Genomic DNA, 18,189 nt, shown 5'->3' on the forward strand with positions numbered 1-18,189 from the left:
GTGAAGCAGCGACTGGAGCGCGTGCTGGCCAACCTGTTCGGGTTGTGCTTCCTCGGGTTGTCGTTCCTGGTGACGTTGGAGACCTTCCTGCGCAAGGCCTTCAACTTCTCGCTGCAGGGCGCGGCCGAACTGGGAGGCTATGCGCTGGCGGTGGGATCGGCCATCGGCTTCGGCCTGGCCGTCACCAGCCGAAGCCACATCCGGGTCGACGTGTTCCATGAGCGCTTCCCGCCGTCCCTGCAGGCCTTCCTGAACTGGTTCTCGGCGGTCACGCTCGCGGGACTGGGGTTGTTCCTGGCCGGCGTGTGCTGGCGTGTTGTCGCCAAGACGGTCGAGTACGGCAGCGCGGCGCAGACGCCCTGGGCCACGCCGCTGATCTATCCGCAAAGCGTCTGGTACGCGGCCCTGGTGGCGTTCGCGGTCTACGCCGTTGTGCACGCTCTGCATGCCAGCCGCCTGTACTTCACCGGCCGGCGCGAGGAACTGCTGGTCGAGTTCCACCCCAAGAGCGCCAAGGAGGAGCTCAAGGACGAGCTCGACGACCTCGCGCAACGCACCGACTCGGGTGACAGGAGGCCGTCGTGAGCGTTCTTGCCTTCAGTCTCGTCTTCGTCGCGATGATCGGCCTGATGCTGCTGGGCGTGCCCATCGCCGTGGCGATGGTGCTGGCCGGTGCAGGGGCCGGCGTATGGGTGCACGGCGTGCCCTTCCTGTCCTCCACGGGCGCCATGCTGTGGGGCGTGCTCAACGACAACCTGCTGACGGCGGCGCCGCTGTTCATCCTGCTGGGGGAACTGCTGCTGCGCAGCGGCATGGCCGACCGCATGTACGGCGCGATGGCCGCATGGCTGTCGCGCCTGCCCGGCGGCCTGCTGCACACCAACATCTCGTGCTGCGCTTTGTTCGCCGCCACGTCGGGGTCGTCGGTGGCCACCGCCGCCACCATCGGCACCGTGGCCCTGCCGTCGCTCAAGGCGCGCAAGTACCCGATGCCGCAGGCGCTGGGCACGCTGGCGGCCGGCGGCACGCTGGGCATCCTGATCCCGCCGTCGATCAACATGATCGTCTACGGGTCTCTGACCGAGAACTCCATCGGCAAGCTGTTCATTGCCGGGATCGTGCCCGGCCTGCTGCTGACCGGTTTCTTCATGCTCTATGTCTACCTGCACGCCCGCATCAAGGGAGGGGTGCCGACCGAAGAGCTGCCGCCGATGGCCGAGCGCCTGCGCCAGTCGGTGCACCTGGTGCCGCCCCTGGTGATCTTCGGCATCGTGATGGGCAGCCTGTACACCGGGGTGGCCACCGCCACCGAGTCCGCCGCGCTGGGGGTGGTCGTGGCGCTGTTCTTCGCCTGGCGCTCGGGGCGCCTGACCTGGGCGATGCTGGAGACCTGCTTCCTGCAGACCGCGCGCACCACCGGCATGATCATGCTGATCCTGGCCGCGGCCTTCGTGCTGAACCTGCTGATCAGCCTGTCCGGCGTCGCCGAGGAGATGACCAAGGCCGTCACCTCGCTGGGATTGTCGGCCACGTCGATGCTGCTGGTGCTGGTCGTCTTTTATCTGCTGCTGGGCATGTTCATGGACGTGATGTCGATGCTGGTGGCCACCGTGCCGATCACCTACCCGATCGTCACCGCCCTCGGCGTCGACCCGATCTGGTTCGGCATCTTCATCATCCTGATGTGCGAGCTGGCGCTGATCACGCCGCCCGTGGGCATGAATCTGTTCGTGGTGCAGGGTGTGCGACCCGACAGCGGCGGCATCGGTGAGGTGATCCGCGGCGCCTTGCCCTACGTCGTGATCATGATGGCCTTCACGCTGCTGCTGATGGTCTTTCCGGCCCTGGTGACCTGGCTGCCGGGCAAGATGTGATGGCCGGGCGCTGTCTCGTCATCAACCCGAACACATCGGCGTCCGTCACCTCGATCGTGGTCGAAGCCTGCCGGCGCGCCCAGCCGGGCGTGCAGTGGCAGGGGGCCACGGCCCGTTCCGGCGCGGCCTACATCTCCGACGAGGCCAGCTATGCCGTCGGCGCAGACGCGGCGCTCGACGCTCTGGAGACCTTCCTCGACGGCCACGACATCGTACTGCTGGCCTGCTTCGGCGACCCGGGTCTGGCCGCGCTGCGCGAGCGCTCCACCGTGCCCGTGCTCGGCCTGGCGCAGACCAGCTTCGAGGCCGCGGCGCGGCAGGGCCGCTTCGCGGTGGTGACCGGCGGCCATGCCTGGGCGCCGATGCTGGCCCGCTTCGCGCGCACGCACGGCCTGGACGAGCGCCTGACCGGCATCCACACCATCGACTGGACGGGCGCCCGCATCCTGGCCGACCCCGACGGCGCGCGCGACGCGCTGCTGTCCGCCGCGCGTGCCGGCATCGACGGCGGCGCCGAGTGCGTGCTGCTGGGCGGCGCCGGCCTCGCCGGTCTGGCGCCCACGCTCCAGCCGCACCTGCCGGTGCCGGTGATCGACAATGTGCTGGCGGCCGCCCAGGCCGTGGCCGACGCCCTGGAGTCCCCCCGATGACCGCGCTGGACCTGGTACTGCGCAATGCCCGTGCCGCCACGGCCGCCGATGTGTTCGACTGCGACATCGGCATCTCCGGCGGCCGCATCGTGGCGCTCGGCCACGGCCTGCCCGCGGCGGCGCGCGAGGTCGACGCCGGCGGGCGCGTGGTCACGCCGGGCGGTGTCGACGCGCATTGCCACCTCGACCAGCCGATGCCGCCGCCGGTGCGCATGGCCGACGACTTCGACACCGGCACCCGCGCGGCGGCCTGCGGCGGCACCACCACGGTGATCCCGTTCGCCGCGCAGGAGAAGGGGGCCTCGCTGCGCGCCGCGGTGGACGACTATCACCGCCGCGCCGACGGCCGCGCGCACGTGGACTACGCCTTCCACCTGATCGTGTCCGACCCGACCCCAGCGGTGCTCGAGCGCGAGCTGCCCGCGCTGATCGCCGAGGGCTACACGTCGTTCAAGATCTACATGACCTACGACGACCTCAAGCTCGACGACGGCCAGATCCTCGACGTGCTGGCGGTGGCGCGGCAGCACGGCGCCATGGCGATGATCCACGCCGAGAACGCCGACTGCATCGAGTGGCTGACGCGCCGGCTGGAGGCCGCGGGCCGCACCGCGCCGCGCTTCCACGCCCATGCGCGGCCGATGCTGGTGGAGCGCGAGGCCACGCACCGCGCCATTGCGCTGGCCGAGCTGGTGGACGTGCCGATCCTCATCGTCCACGTGTCCGGCCGCGAGGCGGTGGAGCAGATCCGCTGGGCGCGCGCGCACGGCCTGTCGGTGTTCGCCGAGACCTGCCCGCAGTACCTGTTCCTCACCGCGGCCGACCTCGGCATCGACGACAGCTACCAGGGCGCGCGCTGCGTGTGCAGCCCGCCGCCGCGCGACGCGTCCAACCAGCAGGTGATCTGGCAGGGGCTGGCCGACGGCACCTTCACGGTGTTCTCGTCCGACCACGCGCCGTTTCGCTACGACGCGCCGGAAGGCAAGAAGCCGGGCGGGCAGGAGGTGCCGTTCCGCCACATCCCCAACGGCATCCCCGGCATCGAGACGCGGCTGCCGCTGCTGTATTCCGAGGGCGTGCTCGGCGGCCGCCTCACGCTGCAGAAGTTCGTCGAGCTGACCGCCACCCACCCGGCGCGTGCCTACGGACTGCATCCGCGCAAGGGCACGATCGCCATCGGCGCCGACGCCGACCTCGTGGTGTGGGGCGAGGGCGAGCGCGTGCTGCGCAATGCCGACCTGCACCACGCGGTGGACTACACGCCCTACGAGGGCATGACGCTGCGCGCCTGGCCGGCGCTCACGCTGGTCGGCGGCGACGTGGTCTGGGACGGCGAGCGCTTCCGTCCGCGCGCCGGCCGCGGCCGCTTCCTGCGCTGCGGCGCGCCCACGCTGATGCCGAGGCCCCGATGACCCGCCTGCTGCTGATCAACCCCAACATCTCCGACAGCGTGTCCGCGCTGATTGGCGCCGAGGCGCAACGCAGCGCGTCGCCGGGCACCACGGTGGAGGTGCTGACCGCGCCCTTCGGCGTGGCCTACATCGAAACGCGCTTCGAGGCGCTGATCGGCGCCTATGCCGCGGCGCAGCTGGCAGCCGAGCATCACGAGCGCTTCGACGCGGTGATCGTGGCCGCCTTCGGCGACCCCGGCCTGGGCGGCCTGCGCGAGGCGCTGCCGTGCCCGGTGACGGGCCTGACCGAGGCCGCGCTGGCCAGCGCCTGCCTGCTGGGCGGGCGCTTCTCCATCGTGGCGATCTCGCAGCGCATCAAGGCGTGGTACCGCGAGACGGTGCAGCACTACGGGCTGGAAGGGCGCCTGGCCAGCATCCGGGCGCTCGACGAGACGCTGGCCGACATCGGCAATGTGCAGGGCGAGCAGGGCGAGCGCCTGGTGCAGCTGGCCGGCCGCTGCGTGGCCGAGGACGGCGCCGACGTGATCGTGCTGGCCGGCGCGCCGCTGGCCGGGCTGGCGCGCTCGCTCGCCGGGCGGCTGCCGGTGCCGATGGTGGACGGCGTGTCCAGCGCGGTGCGCCATGCCGAGTCGATGGTGGCGCTGCGGCCGGCGCGCGCGTCGGCCGGCAGCTTCGGGCCGCTGCCGGTGAAGCCGCATCGCGGGCTGCCACCGCCGCTGGCGCGCCTGCTCGACGCACCGCGGTGAACACCGGCCGCCGCCTCGTCGTCCTGGCGCTGCCCCTGGCCATGAGCACCCTCGGCACCCCGGCCCGCGCCGACGCCTCCGGCCCCGGCCTCGCGTCCTACTACGAGCGCCACATGGCGCTGCTGGGCGGCACCGCCTGGGGCTGGACCGGTCGCGGCACGCCGCGCGCGCTGATGCCCGGCGTGGTGCAGGTGGGCGTGGCGCGCGAGCGCTGGTTCGCGCTGCGCGCCGACGGCACGCTGGTGGCCTGGGACGCCGACGCGGCGAGGGCGCAGGTGCTGATGAGCGGCGTGCAGCGCTTTGCCGCCGGCGAGTCCGGCTGGTTCGCGATCGACCGCGCCGGCGCCCTGTGGCGCGCGCGCGGCGGGGCGGCGCCGGTGCGCGTGGCCGACGCCGCCGTCGACGCCTGCATCGGCGACAGCGCGGACTACTTCGTGGCGCGCGACGGCACGCTGCACGTGCAGGGCCTCGCGCACCGCGGCCAGTACGGCGACGGCCTGCTGCGCGCCACCGACGCCTTCGTGCCCACCGCGCGCGACGCGGTGGCGGTGCGCGCCCACACCGGCCATGCCATCTACCTGGGGCGCGACGGCACGGTGTTCGGCACCGGCGGCAACCGCTTCGGCCCGCTCGGCCGCCACGGCCTGGGCGACAAGGCCGACCGCTGGGGGCCGTTGTTCACCGGCGCCAGCGCCATCGCCACCGGCTCGCGCCACTCGCTCGCGCTGCGCGCCGACGGCAGCCTGTGGGCCTGGGGCGAGGGCTTCGCGATCGAGCCGACGCGCATCATGGAGCGAGTGACCGAGACCGCCGCCGGCGACACCGCGACGCTGGCGCGCGCGGCCGACGGCACGCTGTGGCAGTGGGACGGCGGCGGCACGCCGCGGCGCCTGGCGCTGGGCTGATGCCAGGCGCCGGCGCGGTGGCTTGCCACTGCGAAGCCGGCTCCGGCGCCGCCCTAGAAGGCGAAGCGGTCGCGCAGCGCAGCCAGCAACGGCGTCAGGCACCGGGACAGGCTGTCCAGCGCCGCCTGCAGGCCCGGCGTGTCCGCGCCGGCGATGCAGGCCGACTCGAGCGACTGCGCGGCGCGTTCGACCTCCATCGCGCCGAGCGTCCCGGCCGTGGACTTCAGCGTATGCGCCAGGCGGCGCAGCACGGCGACATTGCCGGTATCGAGGGCATGCTGGAACGGCGCCGGGAACTCGACCAGCTCACGGCAGAACATCGCCAGCAGGCGGCGGTACAGGCCGGCGTCGCCCAGGGCGCGATCGCGCCACACGGAGCTGTCGATCCCCGGAATGCCGTCGAACTGCGTGTCGCGTAGGGGCGTCGGCGCCGGGGCGGTGTCCGGCGTGCGGGGATGCACCCACCGCGCGAGCGTCGCGAACATCTCGTCGATCCGGATCGGCTTGCCGATGTGGTCGTTCATCCCTGCATCGAGCGCGCGCTCGCGGTCGCCGATCATCGCGTTGGCGGTCATCGCGATGACCGGCATCGCGGCCAGCCGGGGATCCCGGCGCAGCTCCCGCGTGGCCTGATAGCCGTCCATGCCGGGCATCTGGCAGTCCATCAGCACACCGTCGAAGGTGACGCGGGACAGGATGTCGAGCGCCTGCACGCCGTCCACCGCCACGGTGACCTCGATGCCGCATCGCGTGAGCAGCTCGCGGGCCAGCTCCTGGTTGATGGCGTTGTCCTCCACCAGAAGGATGCGCGCGCCGCGCAGGCCCGCCTGATGCGCCTCCAGCGAGCTCTCTGCCGCTGCCCGCACGCTGGGGCGTACCGGCAGGCCGAGGGCCGTGGTGCAGGCGTCGAGCAGGCTCGACGGACTGACCGGCTTGGACAGGATCATCCGGCAATCCAGGCCGCTGTCCGACAGGCGCTGCCTCAGGTCCTCGTGTTCGAACGCCGTCACCATCAGCACCGAGGGAGGCCGCTGCGCGAACCGCGTCTGGGAGATGGAACGAAGGCAGTCCACACCGTCGGCCTGCGGCATCTTCCAGTCGACCAGCACCACCCCGAAAGGCTGGCCCATCGCGTCGCGCTGGATGAGCATCTGCAGCGCCTGGGACGCGTCGCGGGCACTCTCGGCATGCAGTCCGAGCGCGCGGGCCATGCCGACGAGCACCTGGCGTGCGCTCGGGTTGTCGTCGACGACCAGCAGCCGCAGACTGCGCAGGGAGTCCGGTGCAGCGGCCTGAGGGGACTCGGGCCGCACGCCCAGACGCAGGTCGAACCAGAATCGGCTGCCCTTGGCCGGTGCGCTTTCCACGGCGATGTGGCCACCCATCAGCTCCACGAGGCGCTTCGAGATCGCCAAGCCGAGGCCGGTGCCGCCGTACTGCCGGGTCGTCGACACGTCGGCCTGCACGAACGGCTGGAACAGGCGCTCGCAGACTTCGGGACCCATGCCCACGCCGGTGTCGCGCACCTCGAAGCGCAGCAGCGCCGACCGGTCGTCACCGCCGATCCGCTCGATGCCGATCACCACCTCGCCGCGCTCGGTGAACTTGACCGCGTTGCCGCCCAGGTTCACCAGCACCTGGCTCAGGCGCACCGGGTCGCCGATCAGACGGTCCGGCACCAGCGGCGACTGGTCGAAGATCAGTTCCAGGTCCTTGTCCTGGGCACGCATCGTGAGCAGCCCGGCGAGGTCGTCCATCAGGTCGGTGAGACTGAACTCGGTCTGCTCGACGTCGAGCTGGCCCGCCTCGATCTTGGAGAAGTCCAGGATGTCGTTGATGATCACCAGCAAGGCTTCGGCCGAGCGGTGGACCGTCTGGATGAAGCGCCGCTGCTTGTGTTCGAGCGGCCCCTGGAGCGCCAGATAGGACATGCCGATGATCGCGTTCATCGGCGTGCGGATCTCGTGGCTCATCGTGGACAGGAAGGTCGACTTGGCCCGGCTGGCGGCTTCCGCGGCGGCCTTGGCCTCGGCCAGGTCGCGCTCGAAGGCCTTCATCGTGCTGATGTCGACGACCGTGGCCACGATCCCGATGATGCGCCCCTTGTCGTCCTTCATGACCGACTTGGTGACCAGGGTGTCGATGCTTCGGCCACTGGCGGACACCTGATGCGCCTCGTACTGCAGACGCGTCGCGCGTCCGTCGAGCAGCCGGGCGTCGGCGTCGGCGTGCAGGCGCCCGGCCTCGTCGTCGACCACCGAAGACGGGTAGTGCCCGAGCGCAGCCTCCCGCTCGATACCGAACAGGTCGCACAGGGCCTGGTTCACGCGCAGGTAGCGGCCCTGCAGATCCTTCATGACGACCGGAACCGGAATCGCCTCGAACAGGGCGTCGACCAGTTCCAGGCTCTGGCGGCGGGCCTCGGTGGCGCGCCGCGCCTCGCTCACGTCGCGGCCGACGCCTTCGTAGCCGCAGAAGCGGCCCTCGGGGTCGAACAGGGGCCGACCGTCGATCTCGACCCAGAGATCCGGGCCGCCATCCGTGGCGGTCAGCCGGTAGCCCAGGCCCTTGAAGGGCGCGTGACGGTCCAGCACGGCATGGAAGGCCTCCCAGCCGCCTTCGCCCGGCAGGGCGCCTTCGAGTTCATCGCGCCGCCGCCCGACAAAGCGCGACGCAGCCAGCGGATGGCCCCATTGGGCTGCGGCTTCGAATCCGGTGATGCGGTGCTCGGCGTCGCTGGTCCAGTACCAGTCGGCCGACATCTCGGCCATCGCGCGCCAGTGCCTTTCGTCGCTGCTCTGGCCGCCGCGCTCGAACGCGATCGCCGACAGCCACCCAGGCCCGTCGCCACCCTCCGGTGCCGACACGATGGCGCAGATGTCGAGGTCGCGCCATTCGCCGTCGGCATGGCGCATGCGGGTGCGCAATCGATAGCGGTCTGCCTCGCCCCGCTCGACCCGCTGGCGGGCCATCTGCAATGCCTGCCGGTCGTCCGGATGGCAGCGCGCGTCCCATGCCGAGAGGCGGCGGGCTGCAGGGTCGGTGGCGGCCAGGCCCAGCAAGGCCAACCAGCGAGCCGTGAAGCGCGCTTCGTCGGTGCGCGGGTTGAAGGCGCCCGTGGCGCCGTCGCAGGCCTCCAGCAGGCGCTCGAAAGGCTCAGGCATCGCCGGCATCCGGCGCGCCGCCCGCCGCGCTGCCGTGCCGGGCGCGAAGCGCCGACCACGATGAGCCACTCAGACCGGCGCTGGCGCAGCCTCGGCCTTCAGAAGATCTCGCGGGCGGGCCGGTTCTGGCGCTGGACTTCCACATGCAACGGACTCCTGCCGCTCAGGACGGCAGACCGTGCATTGGAGGGCCGCAGCGTGTTCAGGAGAATTCGGAGTCACCCTAGCGGCCGGCTAGGCATGCGTGATCCATGCCGCGCGTTCGACGTCGGCCTCCAGGTGGGGCAGGGTGTTGAAGCTCACTGGCACCAGGCGGCGCGGCGTCACGCGCAGCTCGCACAGCGCGCTGTTGCGCAGCTGCAGGTTCAGGTCGATCACGGCCGCGTCGCTCAGGCCCATCACATGGCCGAGCGCCAGCGAGATCGGCCCGCCGCTGGACACCACCAGCGTGCAACCGTCGGCATGGCCCGAGCGCACATGGTCGAGCGCGTCGACCACGCCGGCGCGGAACTGCGCATGCGCGGGCAGGCCGGCCGGCTGCACGCGGCCCGCCATCCACTGCGCCAGGCCGTCGCGCAGCGCGCGGAAGTGCGCCTGCGCGGCCTGCGGCGCGGCAGCCGGCGGCAAGGGTTCAGGGTGCACGGCGCGGATCACGGCCTCGCTGTCGTACTCGTCCAGGCCGGGCCGCCGCTGCGTGGCAGGCAGCGCCTGCGCATAGCCGGCCTGCAGCGCCGCCAGCGACTCGGCATGGCGCCGCAGCGTGCCGGTGAGCACCGCGTCGAAGGCGATGCCGCGCCGGGCGAACCAGTCGCCCAGTGCCTCGCACTGGCGCTGCCCCAGCGGAGAGAGCCGGTCGTAGTCGGCGCTGCCGAACGAGGCCTGGCCGTGGCGCACGAGATACAGGATGCCCATCGGCCGATTGTGCGGCGCGCGCGCACAATGACGCTGTCGCGCAGGAGACCCCGATGGACGGACAACGCATCCTCATTGCCCAGGGCGGCGGGCCCACCGCGGTGATCAACCAGTCGCTGGTGGGCGCCGTGCTGGCCGCGCGCGGCCTGCCGCAGGTGCAGCGCGTGTACGGCGCGCGCCACGGCGTGCGCGGCATCGTCGCCGACGACCTGGTCGACCTGACGCAGGAGACCACGGCGCACCTGGAACGCGTGGCGGCCACGCCCGGCTCGGCGCTGGGCTCCACCCGCGACAAGCCGGACCTCAAGTACTGCCAGGAGATCCTGCGCGTGCTGGCGGCGCACCGCATCGGCCACTTCTTCTACATCGGCGGCAACGACTCGTCGGACACCGTGCGCATCGTCGTCGAGGAGGCGCGCAAGGCCGGCCACCCGCTGGCCGCGGTGCACATCCCCAAGACCATCGACAACGACCTGATGGGCAACGACCACACGCCGGGCTACCCGTCGGCGGCGCGCTTCGTGGTGCAGGCCTTCGCCGGGGCCGACCTCGACAACACCGCGCTGCCCGGCGTGTACGTGGCGGTGGTGATGGGCCGCCATGCCGGGTTCCTGACGGCTGCCGCGGCGCTGGCCCGCACGCGCGCCGACGACGGCCCGCACCTCGTGTACCTGCCCGAGCGGGTGTTCGACCTCGACCGCTTCCTGGCCGACGTGAAGGCCGTGCACGACCGGCTCGGCCGCTGCGTGGTGGCGGTGTCCGAGGGCATCCACGACGCGTCAGGGCAGCCTGTGGCCACGCGCCTGGCCCAGGGCGTCGAGCGCGACGCGCACGGCAACGTGCAGCTGTCGGGCACCGGCGCGCTGGCCGACCTGCTGTGCGACGAGATCAAGGCGCGGCTGGGCATCAAGCGCGTGCGCGGCGACACCTTCGGCTACCTGCAGCGCAGCTTCCTGGGCTGCGTCAGCGACGTCGACGCGCAGGAGGCGCGCGAGGTGGGCGAGCGTGCGGTGCAGTTCGCGCTGCGCGAGAACCGGGTCGGCTCGGTGGCGATCCGCCGCACCGGCGACTATGCGGTGGACTACGTGCTGCAGCCGCTGGAGGCCGTGGCGGCGAAGACGCGCGTGATGGACGACGACTTCATCAACGCCGCCGGCAACCACGTGACGCCGGCGTTCGCCGACTACCTGCGACCGCTGCTGGGCAGCGGCCTGCCGCAGGCGCACCGCCTGCGCGGCGTGGCGGTGGGCAAGGCAGCGGGCTGAGGCCGCGCTACCAGCGCGCCGGCTCGAAGCCGACCGTCAGGCGGCCGTCGTCCCACTCGATCACCGGCCGCTTCACCAGGCTGGGCTGCGCCAGCATCGCCGCGCGGGCCGAGGCCGCGTCCACCACGGCGGCGCGCGCCGCGTCGTCGAGCCGGCGCCAGGTGGTGCCCTTGCGGTTGAGCACGCGCTCCCAGCCGGCGGCGGTGATCCACCGGTCGAGCTCCGCGGGCGGCAGGCCGTCCTTGCGGAAGTCGTGGAAGCGGTGCTGGACGTGGCGCTCGGCGAGCCAGGCACGCGCCTTCTTCACGCTGTCGCAGTTCGGGATGCCGTAGACGACCACGGTGCCGGCCCCGGCGGCTAGGAATCCGACTCGCGGTGGTAGGCGGTGACGCGCTCGACCTCGTTCTTCGAGCCGAGGATCACGCTGACGCGCTCGTGCAGCTTGCCGGGCATCAGCTCCAGGATGCGCTGCCGGCCGTTGGTGGCGGCGCCACCGGCCTGCTCGACGATGAAGGACATCGGGTTGGCCTCGTACATCAGACGCAGCTTGCCCGGCTTGTCCGGCTCGCGCTTGTCCCACGGGTACATGAAGATGCCGCCGCGCGTGAGGATGCGGTGCACGTCGGCCACCATGCTGGCGATCCAGCGCATGTTGAAGTCCTTGCCGCGCGGGCCTTCCTTGCCGGCCAGGCACTCGTCGATGTAGCGCTTCACCGGCGGGCCCCAGTGGCGCATGTTCGACATGTTGATCGCGAATTCCTTCGTGTCCTCGGGGATGCGGATGTTCTCGCTGGTCAGCACCCAGGAGCCCATCTCGCGGTCGAGCGTGAACATGGCCACGCCGTTGCCCACGGTCAGCACCAGCGTGGTCTGCGGGCCGTACAGGCAGTAGCCGGCGGCCGCCTGGAACTTGCCGGGCTGCAGGAAGTCGTCCTCGCTGACGCCGTGGTGGTGCCCCACCTTGCGCAGCACCGAGAAGATGGTGCCGATGCTGACGTTGACGTCGATGTTGGACGAGCCGTCGAGCGGGTCGAACAGCAGCAGGTACTCGCCCTGCGGCCAGCGGTTGGGCACGGCGTGGATGCTGTCCATCTCCTCGCTGGCCATGGCCGCGAGGTGACCGCCCCATTCGTTGGCCTCGATCAGCACCTCGTTGCTGATGACGTCGAGCTTCTTCTGGATCTCGCCCTGCACGTTTTCGGTGTGGGCGCTGCCCAGCACGTCGCCGAGCGCGCCCTTGTTGACCGAGATCGCGATCGCCTTGCAGGCGCGGGCCACCACCTCGATCAGCAGGCGCAGCTGGCCGGGGATGCGCCCGTGTTCGCGCTGCTGCTCGACGAGGTACTGGGTGAGGCTGATGCGTTTGCCGGCCATCGGGGGGCTCCGGAAGTGAGGTGTCGGTGTCAGCCCTGCGCCAGCGCGCGCTCGACGATCTCGCGCACGCCGGGGGACAGGTCGGTCTTGGCGGCCACGCGGGCGACGGCCTCGCGCGCCGCGCTGCGCCACGGTTCGGCGAGGTGGTTCCAGCGGTCCATCGTGCGCGCCAGGCGCGCGGCGAGCTGGGCATTGAAGCCGTCGACCTCGCGCACCATGTCGGCCCACAGCACGTAGCCGCCGGCGTCGCTGCGGTGGAAGGCCGCCGGGTTGTTCATGCAGAACGCCTGCACCAGGCTGCGCGCCCGGTTCGGGTTCTTGAGCGAGAAGTCGGCGTGCTGCAGCAGCTGCTTGACGCGCTGGAACACCCGGCCGTCGCCGCGCTCGGGCGCCGTGGCCTGCAGCGCGAACCACTTGTCCACCACCAGCGCCTCGTGGCGGAAGCGCGCATGGAACAGGGCCAGCGCGCGCTCGGCCAGCTCGGCATGCGAGTCCACCAGCGCCGCCAGCGCCCCCAGGCGCTCGGTCATGTTGCCGGCGTCCTTGACGCGCTGGTAGGCCTTGCCCGGCCATACCGCGTCGCCGCTCTTGGCGGCGTCCAGGCACAGCATCGCCAGCGCCAGGTTGGCCAGCGCACGCCGGCCGGCGGTCACCGGCTCGGGCACGTAGCTGCCCTGCACCTGATGCGTCTCGAAGGCCCAGACCCAGTCGTCGTGCAGCGCACGCGCCAGCTGCGCCAGCATCACCTCGCGCACGCCGTGCACGCGCTGCGGGTTCACCGGGTCGAGCTGCTCGGCCAGCGTGCTCTCGTCGGGCAGGGTCAGCACCTGGGCCTTGAAGGCCGCGTCCAGGGCCGGGTCGCGCAGCACGTCGCGCATGGCGCCGACGAAGGCGTCGTCCAGCAGCGGATCGCGCTCGCCGCGGATCGCGCCGAGCAGGCGGTCCAGCGCCAGGCGCTGGCCGGCCTCCCAGCGGTTGAACGGGTCGGTGTCATGGCGCAGCAGCACCAGCAGGTCGGCGTCGGACAGCGGCTCGGTCAGGATCACCGGGGCCGAGAACCCGCGCAGCAGCGACGGCACCGGTTCCTCGTCGACGTTGACGAAGGTGAAGAAGTTCTTCGCCTCGTCCAGCACCAGCACGCGCTCGGTGCCGATCGGCGCGGCCTCGCCTTCCACCTGCAGCGGCAGGGCGCGGCCGTCGCGCGCGAGCAGCCCGAGTGCCAGCGGGATGACGAAGGGCTCCTTGTCGGGCTGCCCCGGGGTGGGGTGGCCCTGCTGCTCGAGGCCGAGCGTGTAGGTGCGGGTGGGCGCGTCGTAGCGGCCGCGCGCGGTGATGCGCGGCGTGCCGGCCTGCGAGTACCAGCGCTTGAACTGCGCCAGCCGGGTGGCCAGCGGGCTGCCCGGGTTGGCGTCGGCGATGGCCTGCGCGAAGTCGTCGCAGGTGACGGCCTGGCCGTCATGGCGCTGGAAGTACAGGTCCATGCCGCGCCGGAAGCCGTCGCGGCCCACCAGCGTCTGCATCATGCGCACGACCTCGGCACCCTTCTCGTACACCGTGGGGGTGTAGAAGTTGTCGATCTCCACGTAGGCGTCGGGTCGCACCGGGTGCGCCATCGATCCGGCGTCCTCGGGGAACTGCATCGCGCGCAGGCGTTTCACGTCGTCGATGCGCTTGACCGCGCGCGCGCTGGCGCTGCCGGCCATGTCCATCGAGAACTCCTGGTCGCGGAAGACCGTGAGGCCCTCCTTGAGCGAGAGCTGGAACCAGTCGCGGCAGGTGATGCGGTTGCCGGTCCAGTTGTGGAAGTACTCGTGACCGACCACGCTCTCGATGCCGGCGTAGTCGTCGTCGGTGGCGGTGGCGGGGCTGGTCAGGACGTACTTCGTGTTGAAGATGTTCAGGCCCTTGTTCTCCATCGCGCCCATGTTGAAGTCGCCCACGGCGACGATCATGAAGCGGTCCAGGTCGAGCGGCAGGCCGAAGCGGTGCTCGTCCCACACGATGGAGGCCACCAGCGAGTTCATCGCGTGCTCGGTCTTGTCGAGGTCGTCGCGATGGGTGTAGATCTCCAGCAGGTGCTCCTTGCCGGCGCGGGTGCGGATCTGCTGGCGCCGCACCGACAGCCGCCCGGCCACCAGCGCGAACAGGTAGCTCGGCTTGGGGAAGGGGTCATGCCAGGTGGCCTGGTGGCGGCCGCCGTCGAGGTCGGACTGCGACACGAGGTTGCCGTTGGACAGCAGCACCGGGTACTTCGACTTGTCGGCGCGCAGCGTCACGCTGAACACCGCCATCACGTCGGGGCGGTCCAGGAAGTAGGTGATGCGCCGGAAGCCCTGCGCCTCGCACTGCGTGAACAGGCCCGAGCCCGACGTGTACAGGCCCGACAGATGGGTGTTGCGGTCGGGCGCGCAGGTGTTGCGCAGCTCGAGCGTGAACGCGTCGGCCTCGGGCGGGTTGTCGATGATCAGCTCGCCGGCGTCGCCGTGGCGGAACGACACGCTCTGGCCGTCGGCCATGCAGCGCAGCAGCGTGATGTCCTCGCCGTCGAGCACCAGCGGGCCGCGCGGCTGGCGCGGGTTGCGCTCGATGGCCAGCCGGCTGGCCACGATGGTCTTGGCGCCGTCGAGGTCGAAGGTCAGGTCGGCGCGGCGGATCCAGAACGCCGGCTCGGCGTAGTCCTGGCGCCGCACGAGCGGTGCCGGGCCTTCACGAAGACGCTGGGTCTGCAGCATGGGGGTCCTCCAACAGGGTCTCGAACCAGGCCGCCTGCGGCAGGCCGTGGTAGTGGTCGATCGCGGCCAGCACGTGCGGGCCGTCCAGTTCGTCGGCGCGGTGGGTGGTGCATACCGCCACCGCGCGCATGCCGGCGCGGCGCGCCGCCTCGATGCCCAGCGGCGCGTCCTCGAACACCACGCAGTGCTCGGGCGCCACGCCCAGCCGGCGTGCCACCTCCAGGAAGATCGCCGGCTCGGGCTTGCCGGGCAGGCCCTCGTCGCCGCCCACCACCGCGTGCGGCGGCTCGGACAGCGCCAGGTGATGCATCGCGAAGGCGATGTTGTGCTGGTCGCCGGCGGTGCCCACGCCGGTCCTCAGGCCGCGGCCGAGGGCGTGAGCGTGGAAGTCGCGGAAGCCCGCCACCTCGCGGAACACCGGGCCGAACATCTCGCGGTACATCGCCTCCTTGTGGCGCACCAGGTCCCAGGCCTCGGGCGCTGGCACCGGGCGGCCGAACAGCTCGCTCATGCATTCCGCGCCGTTGCGGCCGGTGGTGCGGCGCATCAGCTCGTCGATGTCCATGCCCAGGCCGTGATGGCGCGCGAAGGCGATCCACGACTCGCGATGGTGGCCCATCGAGTCGATCATCGTGCCGTCCATGTCGAAGACCAGGGCCCGCACGGGCACTCGACGCGTCACCTCAGACCCCCTGCTTCAGGCTCTCGTGGATGAACGGGTCCAGGTCGCCGTCGAGCACCTTCTGCGTGTTGCTGATCTCGACGTTGGTGCGCAGGTCCTTGATGCGGCTCTGGTCCAGCACGTAGCTGCGGATCTGGTGGCCCCAGCCGACGTCGGTCTTGCTGTCCTCGAGCTTCTGCTGCTGCTCGCGCTGCTTGCGCATCTCGTGCTCGTACAGGCGGCTCTTCAGCATCTGCCAGGCCTCGTCGCGGTTGCGGTGCTGGCTGCGGTCGTTCTGGCACTGCACCACGATGCCGGTGGGGATGTGCGTCAGCCGCACCGCGGAGTCGGTCTTGTTGATGTGCTGGCCACCGGCGCCGCTGGCGCGGAAGGTGTCGGTGCGCACGTCGGCCGGGTTGATCTCGATCTCGATCGAGTCGTCCACCTCGGGGTAGACGAACAGCGACGCGAACGACGTGTGGCGGCCGCCCGAGCTGTCGAACGGGCTCTTGCGCACCAGGCGGTGCACGCCGGTCTCGGTGCGCAGGTGGCCGAAGGCGTAGTCGCCCTCGACCTTGATCGTGGCCGAGCGGATGCCGGCCACGTCGCCCTCGGTCTCCTCCATCACCTCGGCCTTGAAGCCCTTGCGCTCGCAGTACTTGAGGTACTGGCGCAGCAGCATGCTGGCCCAGTCGCAGGCTTCGGTGCCGCCGGCGCCGGCCTGGATGTCGATGAAGCAGTTCAGCGGGTCGGCCGGGTTGTTGAACATGCGCCGGAACTCGAGCTCCTCGACGCTGGCCGCCAGGGTGGCGGCGTCGGCCTCGATCGCCGCCAGCGAGTCGAAGTCGCCGTCGGCCTTGGACATCTCGTACAGCTCGGCGTTGTCCGCCAGGTTGCCGGCCAGGTGGTCGATCGTGCCGACCACCGTCTCGAGCGACTTCTTCTCGCGCCCGAGTTCCTGGGCCCGCTTGGGCTCGCTCCAGACGTCGGGGTTCTCGAGGGCGGCGTTGACCTCGTTCAGGCGCAGCGACTTGCGCTCGTAGTCAAAGATACCCCCGAAGCGCTTCCGTGCGGGCCGCCAGGTCCGCCAGGGTCGCGCCGATCTGGTTGATGCGTTCGATGTCCATGTCGCTGTTCCGGGTTTTCGAGTTGGCGCGGATTGTCTCATCGACAACAGGCTCAGGGTTTGTCCGCAGGGGGTTTGCCAGCGACCCTGACAGCTTTGTCAGAAAGCCGTAAGTGGTCGGAAACGACAGTACAGGCCTCGCCAAGCGCCCGGGTGCGGGCTGCGCATTGAAGCCGTGCTGCAAATCCTCAACACCGTCCAGTTGCTGCTGTACATCCCCCTGCTCGCGATGATGGGCCAGGGGCTGCTGTTCGTGCTGGCGGGCGGCAAGCACGAGAGCAACTTCTTCTACCAGACGCTGCGCAAGCTGTCGGTGCCGTTCACCTGGCCGGTGCGGCGCATCACGCCCGCCGCGCTGAGCGACAAGCAGGTGGCGTTCATCACCTTCGGCTTGCTGGTGGCCCTGTCGCTGTGGGTCTTCGCCGAGCGCGGCTACCTGTACTGCGTGGCGCTGGGCCGTCAGGGGTGCGCCGCATGAGCGCCGCCAAGGGCCTGGGCTACCACCTGCTGCGCTGGCGCGCCATGGTGCTGCTGGTCTTCGCGCGCGACAGCGCGGCCGAGGACGTGTTCACCCGCATGCTCGAGCAGTGGCCGGACGACGGCTACGCATTGGCCAGCCGGGGGCACCTGCGCGCCCAGGCCGGTCGGCGCAGCCAGGCCATCGCCGACCTGCAGCGCCTGGTCGACCGGCATCCCGACCGCAGTGCCGCCGACTGGTTCAACCTGGCCTTCCTGCTGGACGAGGCCGAGCAGCACGAGTCGGCCGAGGCGGCCTTCCGCCGCGCGGTCGCGATCGATCCCAAGCTCGACCGCGCCTGGTACGGCCTGGGCCTGGTGCTGATCCGCCAGCAGCGGCTGGACGAGGCGGTGGCCGTGCTCAAGCGCAACACCGAACTGCAGCCGATGAGCCCTTATGCCTGGTACCAGCTGGCACGGGTGCAGGTCGACCGGGACGAGCCCGAGGAGGCTCGAAAGATCATCCGCCATCTCAAGGGGTTCGAGCCCAAGGTGGCCGAGCAACTCCAGCGCGAGACGGGTCTCGCACCATGACGTTTTTTTCCAAGGGGCCGGGCTTCCCCCGGTAAAGCGAGCGACAGGAGAAGACAGCGATGCAATTGACAGACTCCCAACGCAGTTACTGGCAGAAGAACCTGCGAATCACAGGTGTACTTCTGTTCATCTGGTTCTTCGTGACCTTCGTCGTGGCGTTCTTCGCCCGCGACCTGAACTTCAACTTTTTCGGCTGGCCGTTCAGCTTCTGGGTCGGGGCCCAGGGCTCGCTGGCCGTCTATGTATTTCTGATCTGGTACTACGCTCGTTGCATGAACAAGCTGGACCAGGAACACGGCGTCGCCGAGGAGGAATGAC

17 protein-coding genes are annotated in these 18,189 nt (G+C 70.9%); 10 read left to right on the forward strand and 7 right to left on the reverse strand.

The window, feature by feature from the left end; genetic code table 11:
• The 6 genes from AC2EAQ_RS14810 to AC2EAQ_RS14835 are packed head-to-tail and all read left to right on the forward strand — an operon-like array spanning position 1 to position 5,587.
• On the forward strand, positions 1-585 hold the full coding sequence (locus AC2EAQ_RS14810; RefSeq protein WP_484645113.1) for a TRAP transporter small permease subunit: 585 nt from the start codon (positions 1-3) through the stop codon (positions 583-585).
• Entirely contained in the window at positions 582-1,874 is a 1,293-nt protein-coding gene (locus AC2EAQ_RS14815) for a TRAP transporter large permease (protein WP_484645114.1), read from the forward strand. Before AC2EAQ_RS14810 ends, AC2EAQ_RS14815 begins: the two co-directional genes overlap by 4 nt.
• On the forward strand, positions 1,874-2,524 hold the full coding sequence (locus AC2EAQ_RS14820; protein WP_484645115.1) for an aspartate/glutamate racemase family protein: 651 nt from the start codon (positions 1,874-1,876) through the stop codon (positions 2,522-2,524). The genes AC2EAQ_RS14815 and AC2EAQ_RS14820 overlap by 1 nt, the downstream gene beginning before the upstream one ends.
• Entirely contained in the window at positions 2,521-3,936 is a 1,416-nt protein-coding gene (gene hydA, locus AC2EAQ_RS14825) for a dihydropyrimidinase (protein ID WP_484645116.1), read from the forward strand. The genes AC2EAQ_RS14820 and hydA overlap by 4 nt, the downstream gene beginning before the upstream one ends.
• Positions 3,933-4,682: an aspartate/glutamate racemase family protein gene (locus AC2EAQ_RS14830; RefSeq protein ID WP_484645117.1), complete on the forward strand. Its 750-nt coding sequence runs from the start codon at positions 3,933-3,935 to the stop codon at positions 4,680-4,682. Before hydA ends, AC2EAQ_RS14830 begins: the two co-directional genes overlap by 4 nt.
• Positions 4,679-5,587, forward strand: coding sequence for an RCC1 domain-containing protein (locus AC2EAQ_RS14835; RefSeq protein ID WP_484645118.1), 909 nt, complete (start codon positions 4,679-4,681; stop codon positions 5,585-5,587). Before AC2EAQ_RS14830 ends, AC2EAQ_RS14835 begins: the two co-directional genes overlap by 4 nt.
• Positions 5,588-5,640: 53 nt before the next feature.
• Here AC2EAQ_RS14835 and AC2EAQ_RS14840 read toward each other — a convergent pair whose 3' ends face one another.
• Positions 5,641-8,751: a response regulator gene (locus AC2EAQ_RS14840; RefSeq protein ID WP_484645119.1), complete on the reverse strand. Its 3,111-nt coding sequence runs from the start codon at positions 8,749-8,751 to the stop codon at positions 5,641-5,643.
• A 234-nt stretch (positions 8,752-8,985) separates the two neighbouring features.
• Complete coding sequence (locus AC2EAQ_RS14845; RefSeq protein WP_484645120.1) at positions 8,986-9,663, reverse strand: histidine phosphatase family protein; 678 nt, start codon at positions 9,661-9,663, stop codon at positions 8,986-8,988.
• A 53-nt stretch (positions 9,664-9,716) separates the two neighbouring features.
• Between AC2EAQ_RS14845 and AC2EAQ_RS14850 the strand changes: the two genes are divergently transcribed.
• Positions 9,717-10,928, forward strand: coding sequence for a 6-phosphofructokinase (locus AC2EAQ_RS14850; RefSeq protein WP_484645121.1), 1,212 nt, complete (start codon positions 9,717-9,719; stop codon positions 10,926-10,928).
• 7 nt (positions 10,929-10,935) lie between these two features.
• Here AC2EAQ_RS14850 and AC2EAQ_RS14855 read toward each other — a convergent pair whose 3' ends face one another.
• The 5 genes from AC2EAQ_RS14855 to prfB are packed head-to-tail and all read right to left on the reverse strand — an operon-like array spanning position 10,936 to position 16,620.
• Positions 10,936-11,268 (reverse strand): ArsC family reductase, encoded by a 333-nt coding sequence (locus tag AC2EAQ_RS14855; protein ID WP_484645122.1) that lies wholly within the window; start codon positions 11,266-11,268, stop codon positions 10,936-10,938.
• 17 nt (positions 11,269-11,285) lie between these two features.
• On the reverse strand, positions 11,286-12,302 hold the full coding sequence (locus AC2EAQ_RS14860; RefSeq protein WP_484645123.1) for a class 1 fructose-bisphosphatase: 1,017 nt from the start codon (positions 12,300-12,302) through the stop codon (positions 11,286-11,288).
• A gap of 29 nt (positions 12,303-12,331) precedes the next feature.
• Positions 12,332-15,034 (reverse strand): aminopeptidase N, encoded by a 2,703-nt coding sequence (pepN, locus tag AC2EAQ_RS14865; RefSeq protein WP_484645124.1) that lies wholly within the window; start codon positions 15,032-15,034, stop codon positions 12,332-12,334.
• Entirely contained in the window at positions 15,009-15,677 is a 669-nt protein-coding gene (locus tag AC2EAQ_RS14870) for an HAD family hydrolase (protein WP_484645237.1), read from the reverse strand. The genes pepN and AC2EAQ_RS14870 overlap by 26 nt, the downstream gene beginning before the upstream one ends.
• 40 nt (positions 15,678-15,717) lie before the next feature.
• Positions 15,718-16,620: a peptide chain release factor 2 gene (gene prfB, locus AC2EAQ_RS14875; RefSeq protein WP_484645241.1), complete on the reverse strand. Its 903-nt coding sequence runs from the start codon at positions 16,618-16,620 to the stop codon at positions 15,718-15,720.
• 376 nt (positions 16,621-16,996) lie between these two features.
• Between prfB and AC2EAQ_RS14880 the strand changes: the two genes are divergently transcribed.
• Genes AC2EAQ_RS14880 through AC2EAQ_RS14890 form a run of 3 tightly spaced genes read left to right on the forward strand, consistent with a single transcriptional unit; the run spans position 16,997 to position 18,188 of the window.
• Positions 16,997-17,299, forward strand: coding sequence for a hypothetical protein (locus AC2EAQ_RS14880; protein WP_484645125.1), 303 nt, complete (start codon positions 16,997-16,999; stop codon positions 17,297-17,299).
• Positions 17,296-17,871 (forward strand): tetratricopeptide repeat protein, encoded by a 576-nt coding sequence (locus AC2EAQ_RS14885; RefSeq protein WP_484645126.1) that lies wholly within the window; start codon positions 17,296-17,298, stop codon positions 17,869-17,871. The genes AC2EAQ_RS14880 and AC2EAQ_RS14885 overlap by 4 nt, the downstream gene beginning before the upstream one ends.
• A gap of 59 nt (positions 17,872-17,930) precedes the next feature.
• Complete coding sequence (locus AC2EAQ_RS14890; RefSeq protein WP_484645127.1) at positions 17,931-18,188, forward strand: DUF4212 domain-containing protein; 258 nt, start codon at positions 17,931-17,933, stop codon at positions 18,186-18,188.
• Position 18,189: the final 1 nt, after the last annotated feature.

The organism is Aquabacterium sp. T101 (genome assembly GCF_057219775.1).